The 13,295-nt window shown below is 54.8% G+C and carries 5 protein-coding genes and 1 tRNA gene; 2 read left to right on the forward strand and 4 right to left on the reverse strand.

Annotation, left to right across the window (positions count from 1 at the left end; translation table 11 throughout):
- Positions 1-109 precede the first annotated feature (109 nt).
- Positions 110-1,324: a methyltransferase gene (locus tag Q8R10_RS05265; RefSeq protein WP_305651686.1), complete on the forward strand. Its 1,215-nt coding sequence runs from the start codon at positions 110-112 to the stop codon at positions 1,322-1,324.
- 288 nt (positions 1,325-1,612) lie between these two features.
- Positions 1,613-1,688: transfer RNA gene (locus tag Q8R10_RS05270), tRNA-Thr, on the forward strand.
- Between the two features lie 1,662 nt (positions 1,689-3,350).
- Here Q8R10_RS05270 and Q8R10_RS05275 read toward each other — a convergent pair.
- The 4 genes from Q8R10_RS05275 to Q8R10_RS05290 form a co-directional block, all read right to left on the reverse strand.
- Positions 3,351-10,478, reverse strand: coding sequence for a calcium-binding protein (locus tag Q8R10_RS05275; RefSeq protein WP_305651688.1), 7,128 nt, complete (start codon positions 10,476-10,478; stop codon positions 3,351-3,353).
- Positions 10,475-11,158, reverse strand: coding sequence for a hypothetical protein (locus Q8R10_RS05280; protein ID WP_305651689.1), 684 nt, complete (start codon positions 11,156-11,158; stop codon positions 10,475-10,477). Before Q8R10_RS05280 ends, Q8R10_RS05275 begins: the two co-directional genes overlap by 4 nt.
- A gap of 157 nt (positions 11,159-11,315) precedes the next feature.
- Positions 11,316-12,593: a glycosyltransferase family 4 protein gene (locus tag Q8R10_RS05285; RefSeq protein WP_305651691.1), complete on the reverse strand. Its 1,278-nt coding sequence runs from the start codon at positions 12,591-12,593 to the stop codon at positions 11,316-11,318.
- An 81-nt stretch (positions 12,594-12,674) separates the two neighbouring features.
- Positions 12,675-13,295: HlyD family type I secretion periplasmic adaptor subunit (locus Q8R10_RS05290; protein ID WP_305651693.1), on the reverse strand; the 621-nt coding region annotated here is incomplete at its 5' end.

Consider the following 13,295-nt stretch of genomic DNA (forward strand, 5'->3'; position numbering starts at 1 on the left):
CAATAGCGCCGCGCTTGTCGGGTTCGTAGCCCAGATAAGCCGCAGGCGCAATCCGGAGGCCTTGCATCTGCTGGCCTCCCCCGTTAGCCGCCCGCTCAGCAAGGCCTTTATGCAAGCTAGCCCCCTCAGCGGTCCCGCACTGCTGCAGCGCTTCCAAGCACTCGACTGCTTCTTACGCAACCATCAACACCTCTGGCGGCCCAAGCCCTTCACCCAGCGGCAACTGCCGTGGGAAAGCCAACACCCGGAGCTATCCGCTTGGCTGCGCAGCCGCTCGTTAGCCGAGGCCGAAGCGGCCCATAACCATCCCGAATTGCTCGCCGCCCCAGCGCCCTTCTCCGCAATTGCCGCGCAAGCCGTCGCCCTCGGCGCGGTCGGCGCCTTGCCCGGCACTCAGCGCCCGGCGCCCAACCCACGGCTGAGCGTCGGCGTACCAGGGCGCAAATGGCAACAGATTGCGGCCTTTGCCGATTGCCTGCAGTTCCAGCAGCCGCCACAACACTGGCTCGACTGGTGCGCCGGCAAAGGTCATCTCGGCCGCCTGCTGGCCCAGGACGGCAGCGCCCTGAGCTGCCTGGAATACGACCCGGCATTAGTGGCGGCTGGGCAACAGCTCAGCCTGCGCGCCGGCCTAACCGCCGAGCACCACCTGCAGGACGTATTCGCCAGCGGCGCTGCCTCCTACTTGCGCGCCGAGCACACGCCGGTCGCCCTGCATGCCTGCGGTGACTTGCATGTGCGTCTGCTGCAACTGGCCAGCAGCGCCGGCTGCCAACAACTGGCAGTCGCCCCCTGCTGCTACAACCGCATCAGTGCCGACAGCTATCAACCGCTCTCCACTGCAGCGCAGGCCTCGGCGCTGCAACTGAGCAAAGAAGACCTCGGCCTGCCGCTGAGTGAAACCGTCACCGCCGGCGCCCGCGTCCGTCGTCAACGCGACAGCTCGATGGCCCGGCGCCTGGCGTTCGATCAGCTGCAACGCGAGCTAAGCGGGCTCGACCAGTACCTGCCCACTCCATCACTGCCCGCAGCCTGGCTGGACAAAAGCTTCACCGACTATTGCCGCGACCTGGCCGCACTCAAAGGCTTGCCCGAACCCGCCGCCCGCGACTGGGCCGCACTGGAAGCCCTCGGCTGGCAGCGACTGGCCCAGGTGCGCAACCTCGAACTGATTCGCGGCCTGTTTCGCCGCCCGCTCGAGCTCTGGCTACTGCTCGACCGCGCCCTGTATCTACAGGCCCAGGATTACCACGTCAGCCTCGGCACCTTCTGCCCCCCGCAGCTCTCACCGAGAAACCTGCTGCTACTGGCCGAGCGAAAATAACTTACCCACATAATCTGTGGATAACTGTGTTGATGAATTCTGCACAACAGCCGCAAAGCCCTGAAAATAAAGGCCGCCGCTGCGCTGGGTGTTTTTCGATCAAATAAAAAAACCAATAAAAACAGCATCTTGCAGATTGACGTGAAAACCATCACAAAACCCTAACCAGCCCATTCAAGCGCCATGGATTTTGTGCATAACGTTTTCGGGCAAAACCCGCGCACATAACGTAAATGTAAAAAACGGTTTACTCAGGCAAGCAAATCGCTATACTTGCGCCCCACAAATGCCGGTATAGCTCAGTTGGTAGAGCAACTGACTTGTAATCAGTAGGTCCCGAGTTCGACTCTTGGTGCCGGCACCATACGAAACAACAACTTAGGCCCATCTCGCGATGGGCCTTTTTTGTTTCTTGGGTATTTCAAGGCCACTTCAGGTGCCACTTCTCGAAAGTACCCCCCTTGCAGCCGCCCTACTGCCGACAATCCCAGCTGCTAAAAGCCCAGCCCAACCCCGTTATTTTGGAGACGCGTAAAAAAGGCTCCCCCGGCGCCCGGGCACACCTTGAGCGTCTAATTTTCGCCTCCCCCTCCCGGTAGCACCAAACCCGCCACAAGGCTCGGTCAATTTGACCGGCCCTCGCTCGCGCATGTATCTCTGTAAAAACTCAGGCTTGCTCTCGACAGCGAATGCTAATGACACGGCCTGAATAACAGCATTTAACAGCATCCCGCTGGCTGATATGCGCGGCGCGGTCAGTCTGAATGTGAGGTTTTATGAGGTTTTCAGAACCCGTCTGCTGCGCTGCCTTTGCGCTGCAACCATGACGGCGACTGAGGCGCTAGCCGTGTTAACCGCCCTGTTAACCATCGCCGTGTTAATCACCTGGCTTTGACTGCCTGTGCTCTGTAACTGCGCTTTCCGTGCGTACCTCACTGCGTACCGCGTCTATGCGTACCCGTTACTTGTCAGTGCGCAATGACTACTTTGGTTGGATACCTGCGTGGATACCGCTGCTTTGGATACCCGTTGCCGGCCCTCAGCGATAGCAGCCTGAATAACAGGTTTTAACAGGTTCTCTGCGTTGCGAATATGCGTGGCGCTGCCAGCTTGAATGTTATCTTTTGTCATCAGCCGACTGGCTCGTCCAGCGCATGAACAAGCGGTTCAGGTGCTTCGGGGATGGAGCGAACCCCTACCTACTGTCGTCGGGCAACAGTCCCTATACGCTGGCAATCTTGAGAATCATCCCGGTCAAGACGCCCCATCGCTCAGGGCCAAAGCAGTGCTGACTTGGGAAACCCGGGCCTAGGTTTCTGACGATTCCGGCAATCGTCCCTCGTTTGCTGTATCTCCCCAAAATGCCGGTGAGGAGGTCACGATCCCGCCGAGCCAAAACAACACCGAATTAGTACCATGATTGGCAAGCGCTCGCCACCTGAGGCCGTGCTTGGCTGCGCTACATTTCCTGCCGGGTTGGGATCAAGGCGAGCTGTGTCATCCTTGGTGTCATTGCCGGCAGTGGCTCACGAACTTAATTATCCGCTCTGGGATGTGCTAAAAAAACAGCACCTAAAAAGACCCGCGAAGAGACGTTTCTTCGCCGCCTAGAGCCTGAAGTGCAACGCATTATTTTCGGAGTAAAGCCTTCGGGGGTAACTAGTTATTCGAAGCGCGGACCTGTTACTCAATGCTTACTCGAGATGCTTGAGCGGCGGGCCAGCCTAGATGTTTTGGCATGCCTGACCTGGTTGCTGCGGGAAGCGATAGTGCAGGGCAATCAACGAACAGCAGAGAGCGTCGTGAGCAGCCTACATAACGTGCTGTTGATAATTAGTATTGAGCTACAAAGCAGGCGAATCGCCGAACTGCTGCTGGGAATGAAGTCGATTCAACGCTCACAACGCCTACGCGAATGGGGTGTGGAGTGTATACGGGCTGTACGCCCGGGCAGGTTTCCACCGGCAGCAATCTGGTAAACGAATGAGGCCCATCAATTGATGGGCCTCATTGTTATCCGCGCTACTTACTGCCAGTTGGCGGCGATCACACTGTCCAGCGCCGCATGGTAGTTGGATGGCAGGTTGGCTTGCCCCGCAGCCGGCGGTGCAAAGGCTGCCATAGCGTTAACCAAGTTAGCCACTTGCGCATCGTTCAAGGCCAAGCCATCGCTGGCAAGAATCTGCTCAACGTGATTATCCGCACCCAGGTTCCAGTTGCTGACACTGACCTTGTCGCCAGTACCAATCACACTGATCTCAAGGTTGTTGCCAACCGAACGGAACCACAGCTGGTCGTGATTGACGCCCGAGAAAGTCAGCGTGTCGTGATTGCCAACAACCGCATCATTCTCAGTGATTTTGTCTTTTCCATCGCCGCGAGCAAACAGATAAGTATCGTTGCCAAGTCCACCGTACAGACTGTCGCTACCCAAACCACCGCTGAGGATGTTGGCCGCGACGTTACCCTTCAGAGTGTTGGCCAGTTCATTGCCTGTGGCGTTGATCTCAGCCGTGTCGATCAGAGTCAGTTTCTCGACATTGGCCGTCAGGCTGTAGCTCACCGACGCTTTCACCGTATCGGTGCCTTCGACTGCACTCTCAGCAACCAGATCGCCGGTGTTATCCACCACATAGGTGTCGTTACCCAGACCGCCGATTAAGGTATCGGCGCCGGCCTTGCCATCCAGCACATCATCCCCGGCGTTGCCCGTCAGGATGTTGGCTGCAACGTTGCCATATAGGCTGTTGTTTTCGCCGTTGCCGGTAGCATTGATGGCCGCAGTACCTAGCAGTATGAGTTTTTCCGTATGCCCCACTAAGCTGTAGCTGATATAGCTCTTTACGGTATCAATACCGCCGCCAAGCTGCTCATCAATATCATCGCCCTCGTTGTCAACGACATAAATATCATTACCGACGCCGCCGTCCATATGATCCACGCCCTTACCACCATTCAGGGTGTCGTTACCGCCAGCGCCATACAAATAGTCATTACCGGCACCTCCGGCCAGGCTATTGTTAGCCTCGTTGCCGAACAACGTATTATCTCCGGCGTTGCCTGTGCCATTAATAGCGGCATCGCCAAGCAACTGAAGCCTTTCAGTATTAACACTGAGGCTGTAGCTTACAGATGAACGGACGGCATCACTTCCTTCGTCATTCTTATCAATGACCACATCTGCGGCATCATCAACATCATAAGTGTCATCACCGAGACCGCCTACCAAAGTGTCTGCCCCGGCCTCGCCAGAGAGGAGGTCATCCCCGGCGCCACCTAACAGAAAGTCATCCACTTCGCTTCCCATGAGGGTGTCATTTCCGTGCATGCCTTGCAGCGGTAATAAAAGGTGTCCTTGAGAATCAGTATCCCTACCGGCGTACAACAGCTGGCCGACGTGAGAGATATCCGGCATCGCCTCCAATCCTGCGTGAGCCAGCAATTGCTCTAGGGTTAAGAGAGAGCCATCGGAAAAGCGATAAAGCTCAACACCAAACCCAGCGGTGCTACCTTGCGCGGGCATGACGACACGAATCATCTGCTCGGTACCCCACGAAATATCGAGTGTTACGCAGGCTCTATCCGAACGGTTAGCGACGGCATCTATGTCTCCGGAGAAATAAGGCCTAAAGGTGTGATAGTTATTTTCAGTATCCGCCGAAAACCACTCGGGATTCGCGGTATTCACTTCGGCTTGAGTGCTCCCCCAGGCAAGCTGAATAGCACTTAGTGCGACACCCTCAGGCAAAACAATTTCATCTCTAAAGGCGCTATCATTGACAGTCGCATACCCATAAACACCGTCGGAAACTGCATGCTCTGGCAGCGGAATATCATTAACTATATCGACACCATCTCCAAGCATAAATACATAAGTATCCTTGCCAGTGCCGCCACTCAAAAGATCATTACCTTGTCCGCCGACGATTATATCGCCCGCACTACTACCGGCGACAGTATCATCACCCATGCCACCATCTACAAAAATACCTAAATCCGACCAATCACCCTCCCCCCTAACCAGATCATCTCCACTGCCGCCATGAAATATATTGCCATCTACAATATAGTAACTGCCACCTTGCTCGCCAGAGGATGTCACCTTGTGTTGAACAACAGTATTAACGTAAGTTTTGGTATGGGTTCTGCCGGTAGATGAAAACCCGCTGCCGGATAGATCACCGCTCACACTCCCCCAAACAAGCACAGTATTAAGGAGCGAATAATCAACACTAGAATACATGTATGACATATATTCCGGCGAGTCATTGCCCGCGCGACCGAATGCAGCAGACATTCGATTATATTCATCCATGGAGTAAAAAGATGAGTTGTCATTGCCACCAGAAAACGACATCGGCGCCCCGCTGGACGAACCGCTAAGTGTCTGCTTTGAAGATGTTTCACTACGCGACGTCGAAGTCTCATCTGTTGCGATCCGGGCACCACCCCAGACAAAACTTCCGTAATTATAAATACTAAGGCCATTACTTGCATCTGAAGATGGAATCGATTCATTTTTAAACTGAATACTATAGGCGCGATCGTACTCCCACGAACTACCTGTATTACCATTACGGGGATTACTACTTTCATAAAAATGATAAAGACCGTCATTTCCCAGCGTAGCCCCATCACGAAGCCACTTATCACCGGTATCACGCTTGACCTGTCGCTCGAATGTGCGCTCCCAGAAGCCAATATCCTTTCCCGGGTTGGCCAACAAATCAGCAAGGAACGAGTCCATGACCTGTTCTACCCCGGCCCCATCGACAACTCGCCAGTTTAAACCTGCGGTGTAATAACCCTCGATTTTTACGCTATGACTGCCATCTTTATGCTCAATCAGTAAATCATCGCCATCACGCCGCCCCAACAAGTCAGCGTTAGCAAAGGTGTCCGTAAGGCGCAAAACAGAACGCTCGCCCTGAACGTCTCGAATAAGGTCTTGACCCAGCTCGTCCTCAAATAAATAGCTGTCCGCGCCGTTACCGCCCTCCAGCGTATCGTTACCTGCCCCGCCGCCGAGGCGATCATCACCCAGACCTCCACGTAGAACATCATTGCCGGCGCCACCCCCAAGCACATCATTGCCAGCGCCGGCCTCTAAAAGATCATCCTCAAGGCCACCGTTCAGGTCATCATTCCCATCCCCGCCAAGCAGCAGATCACTGCCAACCCCGCCGAGCAACGTATCGTCACCGGCACCGCCATCTAGCGAGTCATTTCCGACGGCGCCAGACAGCTTATCGTTATCGGCGAAACCTACGATGGCATCCGCGCCAAGCCCACCGACCAATGCGTCGGCGCCATCACTGCCAGACAGCGGCCCACCAGCATCAGACGCAAATAGAGTCAGTCCGCCAACGGCGCGATGCACCTCGCTGCTCGTCATGCGGCTACCATCGGCGAATTCAAAACTCGAGATAGAACCGGTTAAGCCGCCGCGAATATAAAGATGACCGCCAGCATAATGGACGGCCAGATAAGAGGTGCCATCCGATGCCGATGTCCGCCTAAAGCTCAGTGAATCACGACTGATGCCAGCGCCAAACACCACCGTGTTCTGGCCTTGAGCATCCGTCAGTACGTCGTTACCAGCATTGCCCACAAAGTAGTAACGATCATCCCCGTCCCCACCCTGCAAAAAGTCATCGCCCGCTCCGCCGCTAAGCGTATCGTGGCCCGCGCCCCCCCACAGCGTGTCCGCACCATCTTCGCCGCTAAGAGTGTCGGCGTCGTCCCCTGCGTCCAGATAGTCCGCTGCGCTGCCACCCAGTAACGTATCGTTGCCAGCGCCACCCCATAGTGTGTCCGCGCCATCTTGGCCGCTCAGGCTGTCGGCTCCGTTCTCACCACTTAGGGAGTCCGCGCCGCTCCCGCCCAGCAACGTATCCACCCCCGCACCGCCCCATAAGGTGTCATTGTCCGCACCACCATCCAAGTAATCATTACCCTGATAGGCTGCGCTCAAGGCATCGTTGTCAGCCTGTAAATAGTCATCCCCGGCACCGCCAAACAAGCTATCGCTGCCGCCCTGACCATAAAGGCTGTCATTACCCGCGCCGCCATCTAGCAAGTCTGCGCCATGCCAGCGACCATCCAGGGCGAGATAATCCCCCTCTAAGCCGTCCGCACCATCGCCGCCGTACAGCGAGTCATTACCGCCCATGCCATAGAGGGTGTCATTTTGAGTGCCGCCATCCAGCCAGTCATTACCGTGGAACTCAGCGGGCGTGGACCTATCATCGCCAAACAATAAATCTTGCCCTTCACCGCCAAGCAATTGGTCATGTCCGCCATTACCGAAAAGCTGATCGGGACCATTACCTCCGACCAGAAGATCATTGCCATGTGAGCCTCCGGGGCGCTGGGCATAGCGCCATAGTTCACATACAGCATCGAACCCATCACCCACCAAATTATCGCCATCATCACCGCCGACTAGAGTGTCATTACCCTCATCGCCATATAGAAAATCCATGCCGGAATTGCCTTCGACATAGTCATTGCCATTACCAGTAGCGACAACGTCATTCCCTGCTCCAGCGAAGACAAAATCATTGCCGTCATCGCGATCAACACCAGCGGCCGATGACACTTCAGTTATTAAAATCTTGTCATTTCCGATATCAGCAAAAGAACGCACAGCATATAAATCAGGCTGAATATGATGGGTGGATGCATCCGTAAATATATAATCATCGCCACCGCCGGCCACTACGGTATCTGCGCCATTCCCTCCAAAGAAACAGTCGCTGCCGGCAGAACCTATCAGTGCGTCATCACCAAGACCGCCATCGAGCCAGTCGCCGGTTATTCCACCAATAATAGCCGGTGGATTAGCCGGGCCTTCGCTTGTAGCATTATAGGCATAAATTAAATCATCACCGGCAAAGCCGTAGAGTCGATCTATCCCAGCAAAGCCCAGAATTTTATCGTCCTGAGTTCCTCTTTCGTCAGACTTATTGAAATAATCAGACTGATCGGTCCCAGGTATAATTGAAGCAAAAGTCTTATCGGAAAATGGAAGGCTATTATTTTGCGTAAACGTCAAGCCAAAGGCGCCAGTTTTATAGTTTTCAATCAGCACGCTGTCGTTATCGCCATACGACACCAGCAAGTCATTACCGGAGCGTATAAATTTTACTTTCTCATCTGTACTTATCCACCCCTCGGCACCTTGAACCATTTGTTTGGCGGCAGTGTACTGGACGCCATTAATCCAAAGACTGTCGAGTCCGGCGGCATCTTTAATAATGTCAAAGCCGTCGCCGGTGACGAACTCATAACGGTCGTTACCAATGCCGCCGTTGAGGATGTCGTTGCCTTTACCGCCGATCAGGATGTCGTTGCCGGACATGCCGAGCAGGGTGTCGCTGTCTGCACCGCCGTCGAGGTTGTCGTTGCCGGTACCGCCTTCGAGATAGTCGTTGCCGGCCAAACCACTGAGGTTATCGTTGCCACCCATGCCGTAGAGGCGGTCGTTGCCAATTTGGCCTTCGAGCGTATCCACCGCATCGCCACCGAAATACACGCGATGAACCAGTGGCTGAAATGCCACCAAAGGATCGGGAAGAACCAATACCTCTTGATCAGAAGCGAAATCTCGGTATTCGAAGCCATCCTTGGCGGCAAAATCTGTCAGCACCTGATCATTATCAAGAAACCCCCTTTCGATTAAGTGCGACAACATTCCTGCGCGGTCGGTGAGCCATTGCTGGGTGACTTGCCCAGTGCCTGTTTGAGGGTCATACAAAGCCAGCCGACTTACTGCATCGTCCGGTAAGTGGCCACCGGTCACGGCGAATGGGTTTAGCTGCTCAAGCGCATAGCGATAACCGAGACCATTCGGGCCGGCGTCCTCAGCCAATGACTTGATCGCATCGGGCGACAGGCTCACCAAGCTGTATAAATGCGCTTGCGGCAAATGAGGCAGTTGGTTTTGCATTTCAATCAGCCGATCAAACAGCTGACTGCGGATGCTGAAATTACCTGCGGCCAACATATCAGCGGTCGTGCGCGACAGTGTGATAGCACTGCCTACCAGCTGGATGTACAACTTCTCGACGGCGGTTTCCAGCACCGCGTCCGCCGGACATGACAACGCATCCAGCATCGCCCCTGTATCCAGGTCGCTCAGCGACGGATTGAGCCGCGCCATAAAGGCTTGTACCGCCAGGCTGTCCATCATATGGCCGACGTCATGGCTGACATTTTCGGTGGATATATAGTGCTCCTGGCTAAACGGTTGCCCGGTGACATCGCCGGAAATTTCGTCATAGTCATCGCCGCTGAGCAGATCCTCGGCCTCGAGGGTGTGCACCCGTGGCGCGATGCTCTCGACTGGAATCGGTTGCGCACCATAAGGCTGCAGCAAGGCCAGAAATTGGTCGGCGCCACCGTCTTTGAAAGCCAGGAGACTGGTGGGCGGATTGAAGCCCGGCGCATTGAAGGTGTAAGCCTCGGTAAACAGATCCGGGAACAGCGCCACCGCCACCGCCGCGAGATGCCCGCCTAGACTGTGGCCGGTGACAGTCAGTTTCTCGCCTGGGCTGATCAAGCCACGCCCCGTACCTCTCATGTCAGATTCCAGCCAGAGACTGCTTGGATGGGGAGGTAGGCTCAATCTCACCGAATCGGCGCCGCCGCTGTCGGGGCCTTCCTTCACAGTTAGATGCAGCACCGACTGCCCCAGTGGCGCGCGCAGCTCTTGGACATAGTTGAACAGGTCAACCACCTGCTTAAATGCGATACCCCATAACCCGATTTCGTGGACATCCGCCTCAAGGAGATCAGCATCTGTCTGTCCTGGCCCACTCGGCTCTGTTCCGGCAATGGCCAGTACCTTGCCGTAAGTGGCATTCTCCAGCAGCATCCCGGCGAAACCGCTGGCGGCGCTATGACCCGTTTCAGGATGCGACAGGTAATAGGGGTCGAGAAGGGACCAGCGGCCGGTGATGTCTGCATCAGTGTCAGGATCAAACATTTGACTGCCGAGAGCGGTCGGAATACGTTCTGTAGCACCTGGATTGTTCTTTGTTGCCGCAACACCAACAATCTCCTTGATATTTTCAGGATTGGAACTTGCACTCAGATCAACATAAGAGAAAGTTGCCAGCTTGGCGTAATCATATATTGCTTGAATATTCATTTATCCAGATCCTTTGGAATTAAAATTTTATCAATAGACTCGTACATAAACGGCCTTGAATAGCAGGACCCAATAGAGTTATCGATTAGCGCAGCTATTTTTCTATCAAGCCAACCACTCCAGGCCGCATATGAAATTTCTTCTGCAAGTATTTCACCTGATTTTCTGCTTCTAATAACCTCATGCTGTGAAACTGAGACCCCATTAGCGATATCTCGCTGATCAAAGGCAAGAACGATGTTTTCCCATTCCGCTGCAGGCTCAGATATCCGACTTTTAACTATCTCACCATTAATTCTCTCCAAATGAGTCACTGGTATCCCTGGCTGACTAAACTCAACGAAAGAATATTTATATTTCCGCAGATCTACTGCAGGTGTTCCGCGAGCAAAATACCCATCCACCTCAACCGCTCGATTAACATGCAAGCCAACCTTTCCGCACATTTTTGCCATATTTATCGAGTTAACCGTCACGTCACCCAATGGCACGGCGTAGGCAATGATTAGGTAAGCCAACAGGGCGGGCGCCTTCTTGTGCCAAGGCAATCTACGCGTCACCAAAAACAACAGCCCAGCCAGCACAATTGGCAAATACACAAACAGCAATAATGGCTTGGCCAAACCAATATAGAACTTGAAATTGGCCCACTGCTCCAGCGTCAATCCAAAAATCGTCATACCCACCCCTCAATCAAGTAACTATATTTATGCTTATACTCCGGCGGCCGAACTGGACCATCTGCAGCGCAGCGAGATAACGTTATATTCCAGCAGCACATCATGTACACATTCCTCTCCATATAATTAAATTCTCATCTGCGGCAACAAAATCAGCTCAGCTATATCGTGCTTGCTGCGCGCACGACAAATCAAAATCTTCAACAGCTGGCGCAGGTTTCACCCGCCCGCCAAAGCTGCCGCCCATAATCAATTGCTGATAATTATTTAATCCTTGGCTCAGCGAAAACTGCTGAGCGCTGCGCCAAGCGTTTTGCGTGCAAGCACTAAAATCCGATTTAGTATTCAGTGCGGTGATTAACGTCTCACTCAACTTGGCGGAATCAAAGAAATCCACCAGCAAACCATTGTGCCCATGCTGAATCACCTCGCGTACCGGCGCAGTATCCGAGCCAATAATCAGGCAACCACTGGCCATGGCCTCCAGCAACGACCAGGACAACACGAAGGGATAGGTCAGGTAGACATGCGCCGCCGAGACTTGCAGCACTTTCTTGTAAGTTGCATAGGGCACCTTGCCGAGAAAGTGCACGCGGTTTAAATCCAGCGGGCTTTCTGCCAGCAACTTAGTGCGCCAGTTGGGCGCATCTTTGGGCTGGCTGCCGTAACTGACACCATCGCCACCGACTATCACTACCTGGCAAGTCGGGTGCTGTTTGAGCAACTGCGGCAAGGCGCGCATAAAGCTGTGAAAGCCGCGATACGGCTCCAGATTGCGGGCCACGTAGGTGACTATGGGCATCCCGGCGCGCAGTACCGTGCCATTGGGCAGTTGCAAAGTAGCCTGTGGGTCGGGCCCTAGCGCGGCGGTGTCGATGCCTTCGTGAATGACCTGGATTTTGTCCCGGTACGCCGCTGGATGCAGGCTGTGCTGCCAATGGGTGGGGGTGATGGCCTGATCGCAGTTTTCCAGGTTGAGCAGGTGCAAGGCATTGCGTGAACGGATACGCGCTGCATCATTCACATCCAGCGGAAACTCCGGATCGAAGTTCGCATCGGCCCCGTGCGAGTGGTAGTAGAACTCGCAAAAGTGAATCAGCCTGGTATCCGGGAACGCCTCTTTGGCATACAGCGTCTCGCCCCAGCCGGGATGCGCGACTATCACATCGGGTCGGTAGCCTTTGCGCTTGAGGCCTAGCAGCAGACGCAAGACTTCCTGGCCATGCAGCACGGCGTCTTCAAAGGTGCGCACATAGGGGTGGGTGCCAGCGTTGGCTGAACGATGCGGCTTATAGCGCAACAGCCGCACGCCGGGCAGCCCCGGCGCGGTATCGCGGCCGATGGCCAATACCTCGACACCCGGCTGTTGGGCCAGATGCTGGGCAATATGCTTGAACTGTCCGGGGAAGTTCTGGTGGATAAACAGCACTTTCATCTGGATGCTTCCTGCTTCCCTGTTGCACGGTTTTATCGTGTCTGTTGTTGGGTTACGCCTGCGGCTAACCCAACCTACGACCTATCGCTCACTCAAACTTTCATCTTGGTATTGCTGCAACGGGCTCAAGAAGTAATCAATCACCTTCCTCTTATCCGTCTTCACTTCCGCCCGTACCGCCATGCCGGCCGATAGCAGGATTTGCTTACCACCAACTTTGATGCTGTTTTCTTTTAGCTGGATACGAGTGCTGTAGAGCAAGCCGCGCTTTTCGTCTTCGATGGCGTCGTTGGAGATGCTCACTACGGTGCCGTGCACCACGCCGTATTTGGTGAAGGTGAAGGTCTCGACCTTGATCTCCACCTCTTGCCCTGGGCGGACGAAGCCGATGTCTTTGTTTTCCAGCATGGCCTCGACCTCCATCGGCTGGTCGCTGGGCACTATGACCATCAAGGGTTGTGCTTCGGTGACCACGCCGCCGTCGGTGTGGATGGCCAGCTGCTGCACGGTGCCGTCCACCGGGGCGGTGAGGCGGGTCAGCTTGTTGCGTTGCTCGGCTTTCTTGAGTTCTTGCGCCAGGGCTGTGGCCCTTTGTTCGGCCTCATGCTGCAGGTCGAGCATGGCGCGGCGGGTCTGAGCCAGTACGCCTTGCTGGCGGCGCTCGGCTTCTTTTTTTGCGCCGAGCAACTCGCGCATACGGGC

The sequence above is a fragment of the Pseudomonas sp. genome (assembly GCF_030698175.1).
Classification (GTDB): Bacteria; Pseudomonadota; Gammaproteobacteria; order Pseudomonadales; family Pseudomonadaceae; genus Aquipseudomonas.

Excerpts from the sequence above, each read along its gene's own strand:
- Q8R10_RS05265 (WP_305651686.1), top strand. The coding sequence starts at position 110 with ATGCAAGCTAGCCCCCTCAGCGGTCCCGCACTGCTGCAGCGCTTCCAA.
- Q8R10_RS05275 (WP_305651688.1), bottom strand. The coding sequence starts at position 10,478 with ATGAATATTCAAGCAATATATGATTACGCCAAGCTGGCAACTTTCTCT.
- Q8R10_RS05285 (WP_305651691.1), bottom strand. The coding sequence starts at position 12,593 with ATGAAAGTGCTGTTTATCCACCAGAACTTCCCCGGACAGTTCAAGCAT.
- Q8R10_RS05280 (WP_305651689.1), bottom strand. The coding sequence starts at position 11,158 with ATGACGATTTTTGGATTGACGCTGGAGCAGTGGGCCAATTTCAAGTTC.